We start from the raw sequence: 23,028 nt of genomic DNA on the forward strand, positions 1-23,028 counted from the left end.
TTGCTGCGGACTGATCTCCGCAACCTCTTAAAATATCAAACATTGACATTAGTCCGTCTTTTTTAAGTAACTTTTTCATTTCCGGCCGCCGGAGGCGGCATAGACTCATGATCAGCTTATATGCATTTATGGGGGCCATTGAGCAGGGGACTGCTTTCGGGCTCATGGTTTTAGGTGTGTACCTCACATTCAGGGTACTTGATTTCCCAGACCTTACTGTGGACGGCAGTCTGCCGCTGGGAGCTGCGGTTTCTGCTGTGGCCATCAGCAACGGCTACCATCCCCTTGTAGGCATGAGTATGGCTGTGGGAGCCGGGTTCATTGCCGGGGCGGTAACCGGAATCCTGAATACCAAATTCAAAATCCTGCACCTGCTGGCATCCATCCTGACCATGATCTCCCTCTACTCCATAAATATCCGCATCATGGGCAGGCCAAACATGACCCTGCTCGGCGAGGACACCCTCATCGACCAGTTCATTGAGCTGAGTGGACTCCCGCCCCACTTTTCCACCCCCATACTTTTCGCGATTATTTCCGGCGGTGCTCTACTGGCACTGATCTGGTTTCTGAAGACATCTTTCGGACTGGCAATGCTAGCCACCGGGGACAACCCCAAAATGATCACCAGTCTCGGCGTAAACCGCGATATGATGATCATCTTCGGAGTCGGTCTTTCAAACGGCATGGTTGCCCTTTCCGGCGCACTGGTGGCCCAGAATCAGGGTGCTGCGGACGTGAACATGGGCATCGGGACCATCATTGCCGGGCTGGCCTCGGTCATCATCGGGGAAACCCTTTTCGGCAAGCCCAACGTAACCCGAGCCATGCTGGCCGCCCTGCTCGGCTCCATTGTCTACCGCATTGCCATCGCGCTGGCCCTTGGTGTACGTTTGGGCGATTTTGCATTCACTCCCAGCGACCTTAACCTTGTTACCGCCGCACTGGTCGTGGTGGCGTTAGTTTCTCCGCAGATTAAATCCGGTTTACTCAAAAGGAGGGCTGCCTAATGTTACGAGTCGATAAAGCAGCCAAGACCTTCAACCCGGACAGCGTCAACGAAGTGCAGGCCCTGCGCGGCGTGGACCTCAAGGTTGATGCCGGAGAATTCATTACCGTCATCGGTTCCAACGGAGCCGGAAAATCAACTTTTCTTAACTCAATCGCCGGGACTTTCATGCTCAGCAGCGGAACCATTTCCATTGCAGGCAAGAACGTGACCCGCTGGCCTGAACACAAACGGGCTGCCAATCTGGGCCGGGTATTTCAGGACCCGCTGCTCGGTACCTGCGGCTCCCTTTCCATTGAACAGAACATGGCCCTAGCCCTCAAACGAGGCAAACGAAGGGGGCTGGGGCTGGGCGTAAAAGCACGTGACCGGGACTTGTTCCGGGAGCAGCTTTCGACCCTCGGTCTGGGACTGGAAGAGAGGCTTGCAGATCAGGTTGGATTACTGTCCGGTGGTCAGAGACAGGCTTTAACCATGCTCATGGCTACAATGACGCGCCCGGACATTTTATTACTGGACGAGCATACAGCGGCACTTGACCCCAAGACAGGACGCAAAATTCTTGATATAACCGACGCCGTTGTACGCCGTGACAACCTGACCACGCTTATGGTTACCCATAACATGAATCAGGCCATCAACATGGGCGACAGATTGATCATGTTCCATCAGGGCATGATAATTTTGGATATTTCCGGGAAGGAGAAGAAGGGGCTGAAAGTGGAAGATCTTCTGGATCGGTTCTACTCCCTTCGCGGCGAGGATGTAGCCACGGACAGGATGCTTTTTTCCTGACCGCTGCAGCATGAACTTCCCGATTCAGGGCAACCTGAGAAATGCGAAAATCCGCAAAAAAGAATACACTTGGAGGACTTAAACAATGAGCGAACTTACTTTTTCCATCATCAAGCCTGACGCAGTTAAAGACGGTAAAATCGGTGACATCCTTAAAATGATCACCGACGCAGGCCTGAAGATCAAAGCAACCAAGATGATCCACATGACTCAAGTACAGGCTGAAGGTTTCTACGCTGTTCACAAAGAGCGTCCTTTCTTCGGCGAACTGGTTGAGTTCATGGTTTCCGGCCCCTGCGTGGTTTCCGTTCTTGAAGGCGAAGACGCCATCAAGCGTTACCGCGACCTCATGGGTGCCACCAACCCCAATGAAGCAGCAGAAGGTACCATCCGCAAGGCTTTCGGCGCAGGAATCGAAGCAAACGCATGCCACGGCTCTGATGCACCCGAAACCGCAGCTATCGAAGTACCCTACTTCTTCAGCAGCCTCGAAATGGTAAACTAATATGACTAAAAAAGTTGGATTTATCGGCACAGGCAACATGGGCGCCGCCATAATCAGAGGAATGGCCGGCGATGACAGCATCAACCTGCTTGGTTCCGACCTGAACAAAACGGCACTGAACGCCCTTGCCGAAGAGACCGGGCTCATTCAATGTGAGACTCCCCGCGATCTTGCCAAGGAATCCGACTTCATCGTGCTGGCGGTCAAACCACAGCACGCTCCCGCAGTTCTGGAAGAAATCGCACCTGAGCTTAATGAGTCCAAATGCGTTATCTCCATTGCCGCCGGCCTGACCGTGCACAAGCTCAAGGATTGCTGCGAAAACCGCTGCCCTGTTGTCCGGGTTATGCCCAACACCCCCGCGCTGGTTAATGCGGGCGTGTTCGCAGTATGTCTTGATGACAACCACCTGAGCGATGAACAGGCTAACTTCACCCGCGACATGTTCACCCCCCTCGGAGATGTATACGCGCTGGCAGAAAGCCAGTTCGATGCTTTCACCGGGGTTATCGGGTCCGGTCCCGCTTATGTCTTCTATTTCATTGAAGCCATGATCGAGTCCGCGGTTGAGCTGGGCATCCCCCGCGATCAGGCCACAGCCATGGTCAACAAGCTGTTTGAAGGCTCCACCAAGCTGGCACAGGAAAGCAAATTCCACGTCAGCCAACTGCGTGAAATGGTAACCTCCCCCGGAGGAACAACCGTTAAAGCCCTCGTACATCTGGACCGTACTGCCACCCGCGCCAATATCATTGATGCGGTTCGCAAAAGCTATGAGCGCAGTGTGGAACTCGGGAAAAAGTAGCCTCCGGCGGCCCTCCGGGGGCCAGAAAAACTTTTGCAAAAGTTTCTCTGGACTCTTCAAAACCTTTTAGTAGTTTTGATATGGGCTAGCTTGGTAAGGCATACATATTAAAATAGAAAAGGAGACTTGATTTGATCAAGTCTCCTTTTTTATTGGCACGAAAAACCGGAATCCCGCTCTGCGGAATTCCGGCTTGCTGTCAGCTTTATGGGCTGATTAATTTCTAGTGTACTACCTGAGAAGCCCAGACCATTACAAAGTAGATGTCGAGCAGTACGGCAGTGAAGATTGCGGTGGTGAAAACAAGGGAACCGAGTCTCTTCAGCTTCAGGGAAGTCCATTCGCCGGACTCGGGTCCGATGACGGGCTTTTCCTTTTCTTCACCGAAGTAGGTAGCCTTGCCGCCCATGGGAGCACCGAGCAGCCATGCTGCGGGAGCCATGGACCAGCCGGCGTTGGGGCTTTCGGTCTTGTTGGCATCGGTGATCAGGTTATCGTAGGTGGATTGCCAATCGAGCTTCATGATACGGCCTGCTGCCAGCATCATAAAACCGGTAATGCGCGCGGGAATGAAAGCGAGGATATCGTCAGCCTTTGCTGCGTAGTAACCGAAATCCTTGTATTCTTCATTCTTGTAGCCCCACATGGAATCCATAGTGGAGATAGTCTTGTAAACCCACATACCTGCAGGTCCGGTGACCACGAGGTAGAAGAAAGGTGCAACAAAACCGTCATTCAGGTTTTCACTGGTGGATTCAGCCAGAGCCTTGCGCAGACCGTTTTCGTCCAGCTCGGATACATCACGGCTGACCAGTTCGGCAATTGCTTTACGTGCATCTTCGGTGCGGCCACTGTCCAGCAGGGAAGCAGCATTCTTGAGCTCGCTGAGCAGGGAACCGAGCGCCAGACCCGCATAAGCAAGGTAAATGGCAACCAGCACGCCGATAAAGGGAATTGCCAGAAAAATCTTCAGCACGCTCCAGACGACTATTGCGAAAACCAATACACCTACACCGCCCATAATTTTACGGGACATGCCGGTGGAGTAAACCCAGTTTTTGTACTTGTCGAGAGCCATGCCGATATAACGGACCGGATGGGGAAACCACTTAGGATCTCCTACAAAGATATCCAGAACAAGTGCAATGATAGGTACAAGAAACAAAACAGTAGAATTGTCCATCAGATATTTATCCTCAAATCTTAAAGCGTTTCGGCCTGAAATTATATTTCAGGCACACAGGGACAGCCGGGGGCCGGAACCTCACTATTCCATCCTTTGACAAGGACAATAAATGCCCCGCCTCCGGTTCTTCCCACAGGACCGGAAGCTTGCTGGCTTTCCAGTATATAAAAAAGCGGCACGGACAACAATCCGTACCGCTCTTTTATTTTAATTCTCGTAGTAAGACCGCAGTAGCGCGCTGCGTACAGGATGACGCAGCTTCCTGAGTGCTTTGGCCTCAATCTGCCTGATACGCTCACGGGTAACGTTGAACAGTTTACCGACTTCCTCAAGAGTATGGTCGGATTTTTCGCCGATACCGAACCGCTTGCGCAGGACCTGCTCCTCACGGGGGGTAAGGTCGGAAAGAACGGTCGCGATCTGCTCGCCGAGTTTGGTGCTGACCACCTCTTCGGCAGGCGCGGCAGCCTTCTTATCTTCAATAAAATCGCCGAGACTCGAATCCTCTTCATCACCGATGGGTGTTTCAAGGGAAATGGGTTCCTTGGCAATCTTAAGAACTTTCTTAACTTTTTCAAGCGGGTAATCCATACGTTCCGCAATTTCTTCCGGGGAAGGATCGCGTCCCAGTTCCTGCACGAGGTAACGGGAAGTACGGATCAACTTATTGATGGTCTCTATCATATGGACCGGGATACGGATGGTACGGGCCTGATCCGCAATAGCGCGGGTAATGGCCTGTCTGATCCACCAGGTCGCATAGGTGGAGAACTTGTATCCACGCTGGTATTCAAACTTATCAACCGCTTTCATCAGGCCGATGTTACCTTCCTGAATCAGGTCGAGGAACTGCAGCCCGCGGTTGGTGTATTTCTTGGCAATGGAGACAACCAGACGCAGGTTGGCGCGGATAAGTTCCTGCTTGGCGCGCATTGCACTGCGGTTACCATGCTTGATACGCCAGAGCACTTCTTCAAGATCGTGCACATTGTGGCAGCATTTATCCTGCAGGCGGACCAGAATTTCCATCTTACCGGAAATCATTTCCTTAAAGGAAAAAAGTTCGTCCACAGTCAGACCAAGTTCGTCTGAAGCGGCAACAGGGTTGATTTCACGTTCATCAATCTGTTTGAAAAGATCCTTGATCTCCTGCTGGGTTTTCCCGGTGGAGAGGATGTAGGCGGAAAGGTCACGCTGGCAGTTATGCATCTGCCTTACGTAGTCGCCCACGGTCTCGATGATCTGGTCAACGAGAGTCTTTTCGATCTTGATGTCACGCAGTCTTTCAACAATATCCTGCTTGTAGGCAACAATCTCTTTCTGCTGCTTGGCAACCTTCTTCTCGAGAGTAGCGCAGTCGTCAAGCTTGTAATACAAGCCTCTTTTCTTATCGTAGAGCTTCTTGACTTCGTCCAGCAGGAAAATAACGCGCTGGCGCTGGTTCATTTCATCTTCGCTGGGGTCGTCTTCCTCAATGGTTTTAACGACGTCCTTCAGCTTGATGCGGGATTCGTCAAGGTCTTCACCGACGCTGATAAGTTCTTCAATGGCAACCGGAATTTCAACCAGTGCATAAAGAACATCCATTTCGCCGTTTTCAATTTTCTTGGCGATGACAACTTCGCCCTCACGGTCCAGAAGGCCCACAGCACCCATTTCACGCAGATACATGCGTACGGGATCTGTGGAACGGGAAACGTAATCTACGCTTTCCTCTTCACTTTCAGTGAGATTGATTTCTTCTTCACTATCTACACCCGCATCCATGATTTTTTTACCATCTTCGGGTGTGTTGACGATCGCAATGTTCAACTGGTCGAAAATCTTGATTACATCATCAAGCTGATCAACCTTGTTGAACTCGGCAGGCAGAGCCTTGCCCAACTGTTCAAAGGTCAGAAAACCTTGTTTCTTACCCTCGGAAATCAGAGTTTTAATCGCCTGAATATCCTTAATGTTGCTCATCATCCCTCCATACAGAGTCGTTCAGGACTTTGAGGTACGCGCTGACGCGTTCGGTATCGCCTTGAGCCTGAGCACGGCGCAAGGCATCGGTGAGCTTTTTTCGGCCCATATCGTACCGCCGCCGGGCAATTACCTTACAGACATGTCGCCATTCATCTTCCAGTTCCTCTCCGGACAGAGCCTCCTCCATCCTACAACCGGCATAGAATCTTTTTTCAGAATCATCGAGCATGGGGATAATGTCCTGCCCGCTGTGAGCCGCAATTTTAGACCACAGTGTTTTGCCCCAGTGCGAGGTCAGGACCTGAGCTACTCCCCTTTCCGATAATTCGACAACATACTCCGGATGCTTTACCGCATACCTCAAGAAATATTTATCATCTTTAACCTGTGCCCCAACCGGAGCCGCAGCGCGGGGTTGTTCCTGCTGGACAGGATTCTGCTGCTGCGGAACCGGGGCGTTGAGCGCACCGGAAAAAACCGACCTTAATTCAGCTTCAGCCACACCGAGGCCGCTGGCGACCTTGGGCAGATAAAACGCACGTAAAGACGCACTGGTCATCCTCTTCAGGAACCCCTGCGCCCAATCCATAACTTCACGGGGCGAAGCCCCCGCCTGCAGTGTTTCCAGACTGAATTCCAGGCCGTCGCGGGCCTGATCCAAAAACACCTGAAATCCTTCAGCACCTTGGGCCTGAAGGATACTATCCACGTCCTCGCCGTCCGGCAGGACAACTACACCGCAGGACACGCCCTGCGTAAGAATCATTTCCGTGCTGCGCAGGGCCGCTTTGACCCCGGCGGCATCCCCGTCAAAAACGAGGCTTATTTTCGAACAGAACCCGGAAAGCCGCTTGACCTGATCCGGGGTAAGTGCCGTTCCCAGCACCCCGCATGAATTTGTATAACCGAACTGGTGCAGGGATATGACATCCATGTACCCCTCGGTGAGCAATCCATGCTTGGTCTTGGCCATAGAGTTCCGGGCCGTGGAGAGACCGTACAGATGTTCTCCCTTCTTGTAGATGGGAGTGTCACTGCTGTTTAAATACTTCGGTTCTCCTTCTGTAATTATTCTTCCGCCAAAAGCAATAACCCTGCCCGATAAATTTGTTATGGGAAAGATCAGTCTTGCGCGGAAACGGTCATAAGTGCGTCCCTTGGCATTCTGGGAAAGAAGTCCGGATTTGACACCCTGTTCGGTTGTGTAACCTTTGGAAACCAAATGCTTTTCCAATCCCTGCCAGTCATCGGTGCTGCACCCCAGACCGAAGCTCTCTATCACCGAGGAATCCATTCCCCTGCGTTCGAGATATTTCCGGGCTTCACGCCCTTCAGGAAGCTTGAGCATACGGCTGAAATACTTTGCCGCCAGCTCATGCATATCCATGAAAATTTTACGTTCAGAGCTTCTTTTGGCCGCCTGCGGATCAACTTTGCCCGGGGTAAGCTCCACCCCGGCTTCTGCTGCCAGCTGCTCCAGTGCCTCCTTGAATTCCACCCCGTTGATATGGGAGTAGAAATCAAAAATATCCCCGGAAGCCTGACACCCGAAGCAGTAAAAAAAACCTTCATCCCCATTCACACTGAATGAGGGTGTCTTTTCATTATGAAAAGGGCAAAGCCCCATCCAGCGTCCGGACACAGGTTTCAGTTCCACATACCTGCGCACGATATCGACTATGTCAAGACGGTCTTTGATGGCTTCAATGGCAGCTCTATCCAAAAGTCCCTCCGTAACACCGTCGAAACAATTCGAAGCAGTTGAAATAATGCACAATCATGACAGCCTGCAAATCCATAGCACGGCCTGCAATAATTTGCACTATACTAATTCAACCTCAGTCATGCCGTCACCGCCCCGGTCTTCCGGAGCAAGGCTGTACCCGGCAACCGCAGGATTGCCATCCAGAAAAATATGTACTTCACGACGCAAAGCCCCGGTACCGCGACCATGGACAATTTCAAGCTCGGTAGCCCCGCGCAGCAGTGCCTGATCAAAAAAACGATCCAGTTCGCTGATAGCCATATCGGCCCGCTTACCGCGCAGGTCAATCTTAAGGGTCATTTCGCCCTTGGCGGCTTTTTTGTCAGCCTTCCCGGTTGTCTTTTCAACAGACTGGCGCACTTTTTCCTGCACGGCTTTCTTGCCCACAGGACCAAGCTGATCAGCTGGAATCCACATGGCAACGCCGTCCATATCAACCTTGACCCGCTTCTTGCGCTCATCTTTTTCAATGACCACACCCTTGCGGTTCCAGCTGATATTCAGAATCGGTTTGCCGACCTTGATATCATCAAAGGAGAACGGCTTCACATCGGCTTTAGGCTTATCATCGCCACCGATGGTTCCACGGGCTTCGGAAAGTTTTTTAAGTGCCTGTTTGCGGCCTATTTTGCCGTCCTGCCATTCCTTGAGCACATTCTGGGCCTGCTTTTTCACATCGGCAAGCACAGTGAGACGTTCTTTCTCGAACTTCTCTTCCAGCTTGGCGCGCTTTGCTTCCAGCTTGGCCTTGATACGGTCCATCTCCTCAAGCTCTTTCTCACGGCTAACCGCAAGCTCATTGAGCCTGTTCATGACCGAACCGGAATCAGAACCTTCCATGAGCAGATATTGCTCGGCCTTGGACAGCAACGATTCGGGAAAACCGTGTTCGCGGGCAACATCCAGCGCAATGGAAGCTCCGACCTGATCGTAGGCAATGGAGAAAAGAGGCTTCTTGGTAGAAGGATCAAAAAGCACGCTTGCTGCGCGCACGCCTTCGGTCACCAGAGCATAAGTTTTAAGTGCCGGAAAGTGAGTGGCAGCAAAACAGGTCACCCCGTTTTCCAGCAGTCCGTCCACAACAGCCTGCGCAAGGGCCGCACCCTGAGCCGGATCAGTACCGGAACCGAATTCATCAAGAATGAACAGGGTCGAGGAATCCATGGCTTCCCAGATACGACTGATAGACTGAATCTGAGCCGAAAAGGTACTAACGTTATCTTCAAGAGATTGCTCATCACCCATGATGACGAAAATTTCCTTGAAAAGCGGCAGTACAGAACCTTTTTCCACCGGAACCGGAATTCCGCTGAAAGCCATGGCCGCAAGCAAGCCCACAGTCTTCAGGCAGACAGTCTTACCGCCCGCGTTACCGCCGGAGATGATCAGAACCTTCTGCTCCGTGGGCAGTTCGATATTGAGCGGGTTAACTCCGCCCTCGGCCGCTGCCAGCAACGGATGGCGAGCACCGCGCAAATCAAAACCGGCACCGGACTGAACATCCACAGCCACGCCATTCATGGACTCAGCAAAATTTATCTTGGCCTGCAGCACGTCATATTCAACCAGAAAACCGTAAGCAGCCTCGCACTGGTCGTATTCGGAACGCACCAGCCCGGTCAGGTAGGTCAGAATTTTAAGCTCTTCAGCCCTTTCCTGCTGCTTAAGCTCCTGCATGGTGTTGTTCAGTTCCACGAGGAACATGGGCTCAAAATAGCAGGTCTCACCGGTGTTGGAATAATCGTGGACGATCCCCTGCAGCCGGCCTTTGAAATTTGTCTTCAGCGGCAGCACGTAGCGGTCATTTGTGATGGTCATGAAATCATCCTGCAGAAAACGGGAAATATCTTCACCGTGGATGAAATCACGCACTTTCTTTGAGCAACGCTGGTGCAGCGAACGGATGGACTGGCGAATATCATAAAGTTCCGGGGAACTCTCATCCTTGATATTCCCGTCCTGATCGAGACAGCGTTTTAAACCGGAGAAAGTTTTTTCAGGCCAGCTTACGGATTCGAGAAATGCAAGGATGGTATCCCATTCGCGCTTCTCCGCAATGCCGAGTGCCTCTTTGAGAGTACGGGCCTGCCCGAGAGTCTGGACCAGAGCGTAAAGGGCATCGGCATCAAGCACATTGTTCGGCTTGACCAGATACTGGAAAAGACCTTCCAGCGGAGGAAAGGTGCCCAGCCTGAATCCTGTTTCTTTGACAAAATTCCGGCCCTGTCTGAAAAACCTTGCTGTGGAATTAATGGAATCGGCATCATCCATGGGAGACAGGGCAAGACATGCCTCTGCACCGGATGTGGAAACCGAGTGGCCGGAAAGCACATTCAGTACTTTCGGAAATTCAAGTAGCTGGAGAGATCTTGGCTCCATGGGATTCCAATATAGAAAAGTGTTAGGTCACGCACCCCGTCGGGACCGGGGCACCAATACAGAAAAAACGGCAAACAGCCCCGGAGAAACTCCGGGGCCTGCCGTTAAAATTCAGCTTAAGCTGATGTCAGGAGAGACGGGCACGAACAAGACCGCTAGCGACCTTTCCGTCAACCTGTCCTTTATAGGTTTCAGTGATGATTTTCATCACCTTACCCATATCCTGCATGGATGATGCGCCTGTATCGGCGATCGCCTTATCAATAGCAGCCGCAACTTCCTCTTCGGAAAGCTGCTCCGGCATGTAGCCGGAAAGGGCTTCGATTTCGACGGCTTCAATTTCAGCCAGCTCGGGACGTCCGGCAGAGTTATACTGCTCAATGGAATCCTTGCGCTGCTTGATCTGCTTTGCAACAAGATCAAGTACGTCGTCATCGGAAAGAGTATCCCCTTTCACTTCAACAATGCGATTCTTGATGGCAGTTTTGAGGTGTCTCAAAACTGTCTTCTTGACATCGTCCTTGGCCTTGTAGGCCGCAATGTAGTCTTTATCAATCTGCTCAATGAGACTCATATACTAACCCATTGACATTTTGCGCATTTTTTTGATGAGCCTTTTGCGGGCAGCAGCTTTTTTCTTCTTGCGCTGTACGCTGGGCTTTTCATAGTGCTGACGCTTCTTGAGTTCGGAAAGAACTCCAGCCTTTTCAACCTGCTTCTTAAAGCGGCGAAGAGCTATTTCAAAGTTGTCAGAATCTTCGAGGTAAACACCGGGCAATCAAATCACCCCCCCTGAGTTAATCTCGCACGTAAGAAATGTGCGGAAGAGATATTAAATAACCTCAAATATTGCATGGAGTCAAGAACAATCCCAAAAAAAAGTTCAGCATCCGCAGCAGCGGATGCTGAACAAAATATCACCTGAGAAGTGATCCTAGTGAGCGGCAGTATCGTTTTTGGAATCCATCCATGCTTTTACAGCACAGTAGGCCATTCCGGCTCCGAGAAGGCCGAGCACAATATAGAGGACGCCGAAGAAGATAAAGTGATCAGGCATCCACCAGGGAAGATCCATAGGAAGAGGACTCTGAACAGTTTCACCATGCAACATAATTAAATCTCCTTGACTACTTTACAGCGTCTTTCAGAAGCTTACCGGGGCGGAACTTCACAACCTTGCAAGCGGGAATCTTGATTTCTTCACCGGTGCGGGGGTTACGACCTACGCGCTCTTTTCTTTCGTCTACCTGGAAAGTACCGAAACCTGTAAGGGTCAGTTTTCCTTCGTTAACGAGGGTTTCTTCTACTGTATCCAGAAAGTAGTTCAGGCAACGTTCTGCATCAGCTTTGGTCATTCCTGCTTTTTCAGCAATCTTTACAACGAGTTCAGCCTTAGTCATCAGTCCTTCCTCCTTGAAACGGGAAAATGATTATTGCGGCACGTTATCGCGCCTGCCATTAACCTCACCCTGCGGCGAGAGTTGGGTTCATAGAGTTCTGCAGGTCACTCCTGACCAGCAGATTGTCTTGCTACCATCCCGGACGGTTTAAAACAAGCCCCCTGTACCGCTTTTTCATAAGAAAATCAGTGGAACCGCCTGTTCAAACGACCTTGATGAAAATCTAAAACAAAATTTTCGCCAACAAGTCAAGAGGGAAAATCGTTTTTCACGCATTTATACAGGCTTTGAAATTGCAGTGGTGACAAGGCTTCCGGGCGATCTTTGAGCGAAACCCCCTCTTCTTCAGCCCATTGCAGCACAGCATCAGAAATGAATGATTTCAAGATCTTACCAAGCTGCTTGCGCCTGAACTGAAAACAGTATTTGACCAGCTTTGCAAGCCCTTCAATATCACTGGGTTTTTCTTCTTCAGGCAAAGGAAAAAATTTTATCACTGCGGAGTCAACTTTGGGTTTCGGCTTAAAAACTGTCGGCGGAACCTTGAAAAGATAGTCCGTTTTGCAGAAACTCTGCACCCAGACACTGATCGCTCCGTATTTTTTAGAACCCGGTCCGGCAGTAATCCGCTGGGCAACCTCATGCTGAACCATAAAAACGCAGGTCGCACTGCTCTGGGCCGCAATATCCCACATTATTTTCGAGGCCACATTGTAAGGCAGGTTACCCACAATTTTCCAGTTTTTATCAGCATCAAGCCCGGCCCAGTCGAACTTCAGGGCATCCTCAAGCTCCACCTTGGCTTCCGGATATTCCGCTTCCAGTGCCGGGGCGAGATCGCGATCCTTTTCCACCAGAGTCAGATTTTCCGGCCCGGCTTCAAGGATAAATTTAGTCAAAGCACCCTGACCGGGACCGATTTCAATAATTGAATCGGCCTCAGTGATCTTGAGGCTGTCCACTATTTTACGAGCGATATTAGCATCCTGCAGAAAATTCTGTCCGAGGCTTTTTTTGGCTCTGTGTTTTATCTGCACAAATACTCCGTTTCGAAATATATTTACTTAAAATTAACCCTTATCTTCAGCAACCCATGTTATGCAAGTTCAAGGTTGCCCACCTAATTTATATATGTAAACCTAATGCCGCATATTTTCGCGTATGCTAAATTTTCCTCAGGAGAGACACATGAGTTTTCTGGACAACTATTTTGAAATAAGCAAAAACGGCTCCACTATAAGCCGGGAAATCATGGCCGGGATGACCACGTTCGCCACCATGGCATACATCATCATCGTCAACCCAAAGATTCTTGAAGCTGCAGGCATTCCCTTCGGCCCCAGCATGGTCGCAACCATCATCAGTGCCGTATTCGGAACCATGGCCATGGGGATTTACGCCAAACGCCCCTTTGCTGTCGCTCCGTACATGGGCGAGAACGCATTCATCGCCTTTACCGTGGTCAAGGTCATGGGACATACATGGCAGACCGCACTGGGCGCAATCTTTTTCGGCGGGGTACTTTTTATTATTTTCACAGTTACCGGAATCAGGTCATGGCTGATCAAGGCCATTCCCAAAAGCCTCAAAAATGCTTTCGTAGTCGGTATCGGACTCTTTCTGGCCTTCATCGGACTGAACACCACCGGAATCGTCAGCATCGGCGTACCGGGAGCCCCTGTCCACATCGGCGATCTGACCAGTGCTCCGGTGCTGCTGGCCATCGGCTGCTTTTTCCTTACCGCCATACTCATGGCCCGCAAAGTCAACGGCGCATTAATCATCGGCATTCTCATCACCAGCTGCCTCGCCATCGGAATCGGCGTTGCCGACCTGCCTCAGGCTTTCTTCAGCGCACCGCCATCCCTTGAACCGATCATGTTCCAGCTTGATATCATGGGCGCGCTGAACTGGGGTTTCATTTCCGTAATCCTGACCGTTTTTGTGCTCGATTTTCTCGATACCATGGGCACCCTCTACGCTGTATCCCACCGGGCCGGACTGCTGGACGAAAACGGAGATCTGCCCCACATCGAACGTCCGCTTCTGGTCGATGCTGTAACCACAGTACTCGCATCCCTGCTGGGAACTACAACCACCGGGGTCTTCGTTGAATCAGCCACCGGAATTGAGGCCGGAGGCCGCACCGGGCTGACCGCAGTCACTACAGCCCTGCTCTTCCTCGCCGCCCTGTTCCTCGCGCCCATACTGACCATGATCCCGGCCTGCGCCTACGGTCCCAGCCTGATTGTGGTAGGCATGCTCATGCTCGCCCCCTGCAAGGAACTTGAGCTTGATGACATCAGTGAACTGGTCCCCGCTTTTCTAGTCATCACCCTCATGAGCTTCACCTACAATCTGGGTATCGGCATGACCGCCGGATTCATCGCCTACCCGTTGATGAAGGCCGTAACCGGTAAGCTTGATCAGGTATCACCGGGTCTGTGGATTCTGTGCGTGCTTTCCATCACCTTCTTCATCACCTGTCCGCATTAAAATAAAAATAAATAAACAACCCTAAAGTAATCTTAAACCCCGCCGATACGGAATTTGTAAACCGCTTATAACTCTAAAAAGAGGATAGCCATATGAGTTTCGACTTTCGTATCGGCGCAGATGCGCAGCAATCATACGCAACATCCACCGCCCAGACTGCTGCGGCTGAAAAAACCGAAATAACTTCCACCCGATTGACCATGGGAAACAAAGATGACGGCGACACCGTTACCATTTCCCAGCAGGGCAAAGAGCTGGCCACTTCCTTGAAATCCGGAACCGGCGCAACTGACAAAAGCTCAGAAACCGATTCCGAATCCAGTTCAAGCATCGAGCAGCAGATTGAAAAGGTAAAAGAGCAGATAGAAAAGATTAAGGAAGAAATCGAAAAGCTGCAAAAGGATCCTGAGAAGAACAAGGACCAGATTGCAGCAAAACAGAACGAACTGCTGCAGTATCAGGGACAGCTGACAGAACTGCAAAGCCAGCTGAACAAAGCCAACGGCACCAGCGGCAGCGGCGGCACCCGTGCCGAGGGCATGAAGAATTCCCTGACTTAAGCAAATTAAGCCATAATACAGCGCAAAAAGCGGAGTCGGTACCATTAACACCGGCTCCGCCTTTTTTATTCAAACTATTGCTCTTAACTTTGACAACAGCACGGAAAGCATTTACCCCAGAGACATTAAATAAATCCGATGGAGGAACTTCATGAATTTGAGGGATTATATCCGCGACATTCCCGACTTTCCCAAAGAAGGAATCGTATACTTTGACATCACCCCGCTTCTGGCCGAGCCCAAAGCATTCCAATATACTATCGACCAGCTGGCAGAACGCTTTGCCGACTACAAGATAGACAAGATCGCTGCTGCAGAAGCCCGTGGCTTCATCTTCGGCGCACCGCTGGCCAGCAAGCTGAACATAGGCTTCGTACCCATCCGCAAGCCCGGCAAGCTGCCTTACGAGACCATCTCCGTAAGCTACGACCTTGAATACGGCACCGACAACCTGAGCATGCACATTGATGCAGTCTCCAAAGATGAAAACGTGCTGCTCATCGATGATGTTCTTGCCACCGGCGGAACAGCAGAAGGAATGGTCAAACTGGTTGAAAAAGCAGGCGGCAACGTATCCGCCATGGGCTTCATCGCCGAACTCAGCTTCCTTGACGGAAAGAGCAAGCTGGGCGGAATTGAAACCACAAGCCTCATCCAGCTTTAATCAGGACATTTCAAAACTCCTGCCGTGATCATAAAGATTGCAGCAGGAGTTTTTTCTTTTATTTCACCTTTGCAGACAAGGAAAAACTACCATGGCAGTTATCGGCATCATCGGCGGCAGCGGACTGGACAATCCGGACATCCTCAAAGACGCAAAAGATTCTGAAGTTTCAAATAAATGGGGCGAACCCAGCTCCCCCATCAGGTCGGGCAAAATCGCAGGCAAAGAAGTCCACATCATCGGCCGCCACGGGCGCGAACACACCATCCCCCCGACCTACGTCAACAACCGCGCCAACATTCAGGCTCTCAAGGACCTCGGTTGCGATTACATTCTCGCCACCACTGCCGTAGGCTCTCTGCGTGAGGAGATCGACCGCGGACATCTGGTCATAATCGACCAGTTCATCGATTTCACCCGCAAGCGTGAACTCACATTTTTCGAAAGCTTTGAGCCACACGCCCCTGCCCACACTCCCATGGCCGAACCTTTTGATGCCGACATGCGCGCCAAGATGACCGCAGCCTGCAATGAACTAGGTGTTACCGTGCATGACAAAGGCACCGTGGTAACCATCGAAGGCCCGCGTTTCTCCACCCGCGCAGAATCACACATGTTCCGCGCATGGGGTGCAGACATCATCAACATGTCCACCGCCCCCGAAGCCATCCTCGCCAATGAAGCGGGAATCCCCTACGCCGCAGTAGCCATGTCTACCGACTACGATTGCTGGAAGACTGATGAAGCACCTGTCACATGGGATGATATTCTTGCTATTTTTAAGGCTAATGCGGAAAACGTTACCTCAATGCTGATCAAGACTATTGAGAATATTTAATGCAACCCAATAAATGTGATTTAATCATCAAGAGTTCATACATTCTCACCCAAAATGATGAACGCGAACTTATAGAAAACGGAGCCATTGCTGTCAGTGGCTCCGTCATTTCCTCTGTAGGCACGCAGACTGATATTGAATCAGCATGGATTGCGGATGAAACAATTGACTGCGGCAAATCCGTTATCCTGCCCGGTTTGATTAACGCCCATACCCACGTGCCTATGACTCTCATGCGCGGGGTGGCCGACGACCTGCCGCTGCTGGAATGGTTGCATAATTACATGTTTCCCATTGAATCGGGCTTAACCAAAGACCTGGTTGAATTGGGTGCCCGGCTGGGTTGTGCAGAAATGGTTGCCAGCGGCACCACTGCTATTTTTGATGGCTACATGTATGAAGATGCAGTTGGCAAGGCAGTTGATGAAACCGGGATGAAAGCGGTTTTGGGTGAGGGTTTCTTCAAATTTCCTTCGCCGTTCTTCAAAACAGCGCAGGATGCATGGGATGTTATTGAAGCGTTGCATGATCAGTTTGCCGACCATGAACGGATCAGGACTGCTGTCACGCCCCACGCGGTATTCACCACCGATCCCGACCAGCTTGCCGAGAGCATGGAACTTGCCGAACGGCTGGACCTGCTCTGGCAGATTCATGCTGCGGAATCCGTGCCGGAAACCAAGCTTACGCTGGAAACTTTCGGAAAAAGGCCCATTCAGATATTAAAAGAATACGAATTACTCCGCGAACGCACCCGGTTGCATCACTGTGTGGATGTAACTGATGAAGAAATCGGCTGGATTAAGGATGCAGGGGCCATGATCGCCCATAATCCGCAGTCCAATCTCAAACTTGGTTCGGGCATCTGTCCGCTGACCAAATTCCTTGAAGCCGGGGTAACTGCCGGGCTGGGAACTGACGGTGCTGCCAGCAACAACAATCTGGACATGTTTGATGAAATGCGCACCGCTGCCTTGCTCCAAAAAGGTTTCCTGCAGGACCCGGAAGCCATGCCCGCCCAGACAGTTCTTGACATGGCAACTGTTTCAGGTGCTGATTTTCTGGGATTTCATGATACCGGAAAACTTGAGACAGGAATGAAAGCGGACATCATCGCTATAAATATGGACAAGATGCACCTTAAACCTGTATACAACCCCCTCTCGCACGTTATTTACTCCGCCGGGGGACAGGATGTCCGCTTGACAGTCTGTGACGGTAAGGTTCTTTACCGGGATGGAAAATTTCTGACCGTGGACGTGGAAACTATTTCACGAGAAGCGGAAAAGGCCGTCGAATGGGCTTTACAGCGGCTTGAGAACCGCTGAGTGGATATTTTTTGAAATCTGCAATGCGTTTTTTCCTTGACAACATAGGGGAAGACTGCATATGCATTTGTGCTTTTCCAAGCAAAGATATTTAAAGATAAAACAACGCTTGTTCGCAAGCGACTTGCCAAACAGGAGGCGCTACATGGCTAAAAAGAATGCAAGAGTACACGCACTCGAAGGTGCAGCAATGACTGCTGAAGGTCTTTCCTACAAAGGCGTAATTCTCGAAACCGTTGTTGAAAAATGTGACGGTTGTGAACGCGCAGTTGAGTTCGAAGGTTCCAAATACTGTCCCAGCTACGCTCAGCCCGCTAAAAAGTGGTCCCACAGCGTATGCAACTTCGCCACCCACGTGCGTGCCGGTGTTGACAAAGAAGGTAAAGTTAAAGTTAACCCGCTTAAAGCATCCAAGCGTGCTGCACGCGGTCGCTAGTAACTCAGCATCTGAATTAATAAATTCTATCCGCAAAATTATATTTTGTGGAAATGATGCAAGTTACACGCGAACACTGTCTTTTCAGGCAAGTCGTTAACTGCATATTACCGGAAAAACATTCTTAACGAGTGTTTTTCAACCGATTCATTTCGTGTATCATGGGAGCCGGACTTGTTCCGGCTCTTCTCTTTGGTACGCTGAAACATAAACTGATTTCCACAACCCTGTATCTGACGCATATCCGGAGAAACACCAATGCCCACTCAGCTTCTTTCAAAAATCGACGACATGAAAGACGCAGCTCTCGACCTCCACGCCAAGCTGGTTGCCATTCCCGCCATCGGTCCCACCAACAATGGAACCGGGGAAAAAGCAAAAGCGGATTTCCTCACCGAATATCTCAAGGAGAACGGATTCGGGGAAGTGAAATCATACAACGCCCCGGATAATCGGGTGGAGTGCGGATATAGACCCAATCTGGTCACCGTTATTCCCGGACAGGACAGCTCCAGAACCCTGTGGATCATATCCCACATGGACGTAGTTCCCGTAGGCGACCTGAGCCTCTGGGATACCGATCCTTTCAAGATGGTGCAGGACGGAGATGCCCTCTACGGACGCGGCGTGGAAGACAATCATCAGGGACTGGTCAGTTCCGTTCTCGCTGCCAAGGCACTCATGGATTCCGGCATGACTCCGGGCATCAACGTCGGCCTCATCTTTGTCTCCGACGAAGAAACAGGCTCCCACTACGGTCTTGAATACATGGTCAAAGAACACGGCGACCTGTTCAAAAAGAACGACCTTTTCCTCGTACCCGATTCCGGCGAACCCGATTCCGCACTGGTGGAAATCGCGGAAAAATCCTCCATCTGGTTCAAGGTCACAGTGGAAGGCAAGCAGTGCCACGCATCCACACCGGAGCAGGGCGTCAACTCCCTTGTCGCGGCTGCAGCCATGATCATGGAGGTTCCGGAACTAAAATACCATTTTGATGAGGAAGACGAACTTTTCTCTCCGCCCTACTCCACTTTCGAGCCGACTAAAAAAGAAGCCAACGTGGAAAACATCAATACCATTCCCGGCAAAGATGTTTTCTACATCGACTGCCGCATCCTGCCCAGCTACGACCTGCAGGAAGTAATTGATCAGGTCAAAGGCATGGCTCTCTACGTAGCCGAGGAATACGGCGTAAAAATTTCCGTAGATATTGAAAGCAAAAGTCAGGCAGCACCGCCTACCCCGGCTGATGCCGAAATCGTTGAAAAAGTATGTTTCGCGGTCAAGGAAGTCTACGGTGTGGACGCAAAACCGGGCGGAATCGGCGGCGGAACCGTTGCCGCACATCTGCGCGAGCTGGGCTACCAGACCGTTGTCTGGTCCACCCTGCTGCATCAGGCCCACCAGCCCAACGAAAAAGGGTCCATCAGCAATACCCTCAATGACGCAAAAGTAATGGCACTTCTGCCATTCTAAGAATGCCTTCGGCGACCCTGCCGGGGGCCTTAAACCCTTTTTGTAAAAAGGGTTTAAGAATCCCAAAAACTTTTAGTTGTTTATATTAATTACTATATTTCTAAATTGTGCCATAAGCACTGAACAGAAAAGTAGAAATTAACTTCACAACAAATTTAATAAGACCTCCCGGCGAAGCCCGATAAAAGGTTCTGAAGGGGATGGGGTCTGGGGAAGGGGAAACTCTTGCAAGAGTTTCCCCTTCCCCAGCCGCCGGAGGCATCAAAATCATGATCAAAAAATCTCCTCCGCCAGAAAAATTTGACCTCATAGTATGCGGCGCAGGCCATGCGGGTTGCGAAGCTGCAATGGCTGCTGCCAATTTGGGCCTGAAGACCCTGCTTTTGACCATCAATGTGGACCGCATCGGGCATTTGTCCTGCAACCCGGCCATCGGCGGTCTTGCCAAAGGTCATATGGTTAAGGAAATTGACGCGCTGGGCGGCTACATGGGCATCTGGTCTGATAAAGCCGGAATCCAGTTCCGCATTTTGAATACCCGCAAAGGCCCGGCAGTACGCGCCAGCCGCGCCCAGATGGACCGCAATGAGTATATGCGCGTGGTCCAGAAAGATATTTTTGCGCAGGACAATCTCTGGGTCCGGCAGGCTATGGCTGAAACCCTGATCGTTGAGGATGGTAAAGCTGCCGGGGTTGTGACTCAGATCGGTGAAAAATTTCATTCCCGTTCCGTGATGCTGACCACGGGAACTTTCTTGCAGGGATTGATGCATATCGGGCTGGAGAATTTCAGCGGCGGACGCATGGGAGACCCTGCTTCTGTGGGCATGTCCAAAAGCCTTGAAGAGGCCGGACTGACTTTGGGACGCCTCAAGACCGGCACCACTCCCCGATTGCTCAAGGATTCCATTGATTATGATAAACTGGAAGAACAGCGCGGTGATGATCCACCGCAGCCGTTCAGCTTCCGCACTACCGAAATCAAACTGCCGCAGGTAAGCTGCCACATCACTTACACTAATGAACAGGCCCACGAGGCCATCCGCAGCGGCTTTGAACGCTCGCCCATGTTCACCGGGGTGATCAAAGGCACCGGAGCGCGCTACTGCCCGTCCATTGAAGACAAGGTTGCCAGATTTCCTGAAAAGGAACGCCACCAGATTTTTCTTGAACCTGAAGGGTACGAAAGCCCTGAGGTCTATCCCAGCGGTATCCCCACCAGCCTTCCTTTGGACGTACAGAAGCGCATGATCCATTCCATCGAAGGGCTGGAACAGGCCCAAATCGTGCGTCCGGGTTACGCCATTGAGTATGATTTCGTACCGCCCACCCAACTGCTGCCGACCCTTGAAACCAAGACACTTCCCGGCCTTTATCTGGCCGGGCAGATCAACGGCACCTCCGGCTACGAAGAAGCTGCGGCACAGGGGCTCTGGGCCGCCTGCAACGCTTTCTGCAAACTGACCGGACGCGACCCCTTCCTGCTTTCCCGCGATCAGGCCTACATTGCCGTGCTGGTTGATGATCTTGTCACCAAAGGAACTCAGGAACCATACCGCATGTTCACTTCCCGCGCGGAATACAGACTGCTGCTTCGTGAAGGCAATGCCGACCTGCGCCTCACTGAAATAGGCCGCGAACTGGGTCTGGTTAAAGATGAGCACTGGGTGCTTTATTCTGCCAAAAAGAAAGGTCTGGATGAAGCTCTGGCACTGCTGAACAACACCCAGATCAGACCGGACAAACCCACCCGCGAAATCATGGAAAAAATCGGCGGAACCGTACCCAACAAAGCTGTCCCCCTTGCGGCCCTGCTGCGCCAGCCGGAACTTTCCATTGCGGATATGGCCCACTTCAAGCCTCAGATTACGGACTACGCTGAAGACATTCTTGCTGAAACAGAAACCCAAATTAAATATGAAGGTTATCTTGTGCGCCAGCAGGAACTGGTGGATAAATTCCGCAAGATGGAATCGGTCAGCATCCCGGACAACATTGAGTATGCTAAAGTTGCAGGACTTACACGTGAAGCTGTTGAAAAACTTACAGAAGTACGCCCGCTGACACTGGGACAGGCCAGCCGTATTTCCGGAATTACCCCGGCAGCAGTTTCATCAATTGAGATTCATTTGAAAAAAATCGGTGCCATTTAATATATTTTGTCTGCTTGTTAAAGCATTTACTTTTCAAAATAATAAAAAATAAGTATAAGTAAAAAAAGAGCTTTAACACTCAAGCAAGGCTGTAGCAGATGGCAGTAGATCAGGAATTTTTATACAAAACCCTGCGCGGGTTCGGAGATACGGGTCTCCCTCAGCAGACAGTCAACATGCTTATCGTTGTAGGCTTTTGTATCGTCGCCATAGTTGCAGCTGTTCTCTGGTACAACAACAGGGAGCTGAAAAAAAAGCTGAACGCTGTTCCCATGAGCTGGATAACAGACAAAGACCAGCTTGAAAAAATATTTGAAACGGCTCTTGTATACCGATCCAAAATTGATCTCAGCTTCCATGCAAAATCTGAAAAGAGACGCACAATAGCCTGCGCCATTGATGATATAACTGACCGCATCACCCTTGAAATCCCGGCTAACGGAAAAATCGGGCAGTCATGGCTCGGACGTGAGGTAACCGGATTTTTCCATGTCCCGGCCAAACAGGCGGGCATGGTCATCTTTTACAACTTCAGCTCAGTCATAACCGAAGTTAAAACCAAGGGCTCGCAATATTACAACCTGACCATTGATTTCCCGGAATACATAGAGCAGACCCAGAAACGTGAATTCCTGCGCGTGTCTCCTCCTTCACGTCATTACGACTATGTAAACATCATCCCGGACACCAAACAGGGGGTGGCCGCAGGACTGAAATTCATTGCAACCAACGGCGAATATGCTCCCGGATTCATGGGCGGCAAAGATGCCGGCATTTTTCTTTCCGATATTTCAGGGGGCGGTCTATCCCTTGAACTGACCCATATGACCTCAAAACGGGCTGCCCAGTTCAAACTGAACAAGGGGCAGAACTTTTTAGTCCTGATGAGTCTCGTTGATTTCGGAGACCGGGGTATTGTGCGTCATCTTTTTGTGACCAAGATCAGGCGGATATTCATTGACCCCACACAGGGCCGCGCCCAGCTCGGCCTTTCCTTCGAATCCCAGTTCATGGGCTTTGATGAGGACAGCAAAAAACCCAAATGGGAACGGGTAACCCAGAACGGCTGCCCGGAAATGGATGACTGGACCTACAACCTCTATCTGGAACTTTACCGTGAAGGTAACGAGTAAAAAAATCTAACCGACTGTTTAGAAAGTGCCAGATGCAAGGCGCAAGAAAAACACTGGAACGATGCGTATACAGACATACGTGAGTTTCAGGGTTATTCGCAGCAACGAAGCAGATGGTACTTTATAAGC

General features: G+C 50.8%; 21 protein-coding genes and 1 pseudogene. 13 read left to right on the forward strand and 9 right to left on the reverse strand.

The genetic code is table 11. From position 1 onward, the window contains the following. Window positions 1–107 precede the first annotated feature (107 nt). From FMR86_RS11980 to proC, 4 genes are all read left to right on the forward strand, one after another. The gene (locus tag FMR86_RS11980; protein ID WP_203544866.1) at window positions 108–1,010 is read left to right on the forward strand and encodes an ABC transporter permease; all 903 of its coding nucleotides are present in this window, start codon (window positions 108–110) and stop codon (window positions 1,008–1,010) included. After that, on the forward strand, window positions 1,010–1,804 hold the full coding sequence (locus tag FMR86_RS11985; RefSeq protein ID WP_163351638.1) for an ABC transporter ATP-binding protein: 795 nt from the start codon (window positions 1,010–1,012) through the stop codon (window positions 1,802–1,804). Before FMR86_RS11980 ends, FMR86_RS11985 begins: the two co-directional genes overlap by 1 nt. 85 nt (window positions 1,805–1,889) lie before the next feature. Continuing rightward, a complete protein-coding gene (gene ndk, locus FMR86_RS11990; protein ID WP_163351639.1) occupies window positions 1,890–2,309 on the forward strand; it encodes a nucleoside-diphosphate kinase in 420 nt (139 codons plus the stop codon). 1 nt (window position 2,310) lies between these two features. After that, window positions 2,311–3,114, forward strand: a complete 804-nt coding sequence (gene proC, locus FMR86_RS11995) for a pyrroline-5-carboxylate reductase (RefSeq protein ID WP_163351640.1) — start codon at window positions 2,311–2,313, stop codon at window positions 3,112–3,114. Window positions 3,115–3,337: 223 nt separating this feature from the next. On the opposite strand, the gene cbiB is transcribed toward proC, so the two are convergent. The 9 genes and pseudogenes from cbiB to rsmA form a co-directional block, all read right to left on the reverse strand. Then, window positions 3,338–4,297, reverse strand: coding sequence for an adenosylcobinamide-phosphate synthase CbiB (gene cbiB, locus FMR86_RS12000; protein WP_163351641.1), 960 nt, complete (start codon window positions 4,295–4,297; stop codon window positions 3,338–3,340). A 210-nt stretch (window positions 4,298–4,507) separates the two neighbouring features. Then, on the reverse strand, window positions 4,508–6,265 hold the full coding sequence (gene rpoD / locus FMR86_RS12005; RefSeq protein WP_163351642.1) for an RNA polymerase sigma factor RpoD: 1,758 nt from the start codon (window positions 6,263–6,265) through the stop codon (window positions 4,508–4,510). Next, complete coding sequence (dnaG, locus tag FMR86_RS12010; RefSeq protein WP_163351643.1) at window positions 6,252–7,991, reverse strand: DNA primase; 1,740 nt, start codon at window positions 7,989–7,991, stop codon at window positions 6,252–6,254. The genes rpoD and dnaG overlap by 14 nt, the downstream gene beginning before the upstream one ends. Before the next feature lie 99 nt (window positions 7,992–8,090). Further along, a complete protein-coding gene (locus FMR86_RS12015; protein WP_163351644.1) occupies window positions 8,091–10,412 on the reverse strand; it encodes an endonuclease MutS2 in 2,322 nt (773 codons plus the stop codon). Between the two features lie 127 nt (window positions 10,413–10,539). Further along, window positions 10,540–10,986 (reverse strand): GatB/YqeY domain-containing protein, encoded by a 447-nt coding sequence (locus FMR86_RS12020; RefSeq protein WP_163351645.1) that lies wholly within the window; start codon window positions 10,984–10,986, stop codon window positions 10,540–10,542. A gap of 3 nt (window positions 10,987–10,989) precedes the next feature. After that, on the reverse strand, window positions 10,990–11,190 hold the full coding sequence (gene rpsU / locus FMR86_RS12025) for a 30S ribosomal protein S21 (protein WP_015336888.1): 201 nt from the start codon (window positions 11,188–11,190) through the stop codon (window positions 10,990–10,992). 156 nt (window positions 11,191–11,346) lie between these two features. Beyond that, complete coding sequence (locus tag FMR86_RS20410) at window positions 11,347–11,523, reverse strand: hypothetical protein (RefSeq protein WP_203544867.1); 177 nt, start codon at window positions 11,521–11,523, stop codon at window positions 11,347–11,349. Window positions 11,524–11,539: 16 nt separating this feature from the next. Further along, a pseudogene (locus FMR86_RS12030) lies at window positions 11,540–11,821 on the reverse strand (HU family DNA-binding protein); the annotation flags it as partial. A gap of 239 nt (window positions 11,822–12,060) precedes the next feature. Further along, window positions 12,061–12,849, reverse strand: coding sequence for a 16S rRNA (adenine(1518)-N(6)/adenine(1519)-N(6))-dimethyltransferase RsmA (gene rsmA / locus FMR86_RS12035; protein ID WP_163351646.1), 789 nt, complete (start codon window positions 12,847–12,849; stop codon window positions 12,061–12,063). Window positions 12,850–13,000: 151 nt separating this feature from the next. Here rsmA and FMR86_RS12040 point away from each other — a divergent pair, with 151 nt between their 5' ends. From FMR86_RS12040 to FMR86_RS12080, 9 genes are all read left to right on the forward strand, one after another. Next, on the forward strand, window positions 13,001–14,308 hold the full coding sequence (locus FMR86_RS12040) for an NCS2 family permease (RefSeq protein ID WP_203544868.1): 1,308 nt from the start codon (window positions 13,001–13,003) through the stop codon (window positions 14,306–14,308). A gap of 92 nt (window positions 14,309–14,400) precedes the next feature. Beyond that, window positions 14,401–14,868: a hypothetical protein gene (locus FMR86_RS12045; RefSeq protein ID WP_163351647.1), complete on the forward strand. Its 468-nt coding sequence runs from the start codon at window positions 14,401–14,403 to the stop codon at window positions 14,866–14,868. A 151-nt stretch (window positions 14,869–15,019) separates the two neighbouring features. Further along, window positions 15,020–15,532: an adenine phosphoribosyltransferase gene (locus FMR86_RS12050; RefSeq protein ID WP_163351648.1), complete on the forward strand. Its 513-nt coding sequence runs from the start codon at window positions 15,020–15,022 to the stop codon at window positions 15,530–15,532. A 91-nt stretch (window positions 15,533–15,623) separates the two neighbouring features. Next, window positions 15,624–16,370 carry an S-methyl-5'-thioadenosine phosphorylase gene (mtnP, locus tag FMR86_RS12055; RefSeq protein ID WP_163351649.1) on the forward strand — a complete coding sequence of 249 codons (747 nt, stop codon included), beginning with the start codon at window positions 15,624–15,626 and terminating at the stop codon, window positions 16,368–16,370. Continuing rightward, the gene (locus tag FMR86_RS12060) at window positions 16,370–17,698 is read left to right on the forward strand and encodes an amidohydrolase family protein (protein ID WP_163351650.1); all 1,329 of its coding nucleotides are present in this window, start codon (window positions 16,370–16,372) and stop codon (window positions 17,696–17,698) included. Before mtnP ends, FMR86_RS12060 begins: the two co-directional genes overlap by 1 nt. Window positions 17,699–17,843: 145 nt before the next feature. After that, the gene (locus tag FMR86_RS12065; RefSeq protein ID WP_163351651.1) at window positions 17,844–18,134 is read left to right on the forward strand and encodes a PxxKW family cysteine-rich protein; all 291 of its coding nucleotides are present in this window, start codon (window positions 17,844–17,846) and stop codon (window positions 18,132–18,134) included. Between the two features lie 258 nt (window positions 18,135–18,392). Further along, entirely contained in the window at window positions 18,393–19,613 is a 1,221-nt protein-coding gene (locus tag FMR86_RS12070) for a M20 family metallo-hydrolase (protein WP_163351652.1), read from the forward strand. A gap of 269 nt (window positions 19,614–19,882) precedes the next feature. Then, window positions 19,883–21,766, forward strand: coding sequence for a tRNA uridine-5-carboxymethylaminomethyl(34) synthesis enzyme MnmG (gene mnmG / locus FMR86_RS12075; protein WP_163351653.1), 1,884 nt, complete (start codon window positions 19,883–19,885; stop codon window positions 21,764–21,766). Window positions 21,767–21,864: 98 nt separating this feature from the next. Further along, window positions 21,865–22,899, forward strand: coding sequence for a hypothetical protein (locus FMR86_RS12080; RefSeq protein WP_163351654.1), 1,035 nt, complete (start codon window positions 21,865–21,867; stop codon window positions 22,897–22,899). The last annotated feature ends 129 nt before the right edge of the window (window positions 22,900–23,028 follow it).

Origin of the sequence: Desulfovibrio sp. JC010 (assembly GCF_010470675.1) — a bacterium.
In the GTDB taxonomy this organism is placed as follows: Bacteria; Desulfobacterota; Desulfovibrionia; order Desulfovibrionales; family Desulfovibrionaceae; genus Maridesulfovibrio.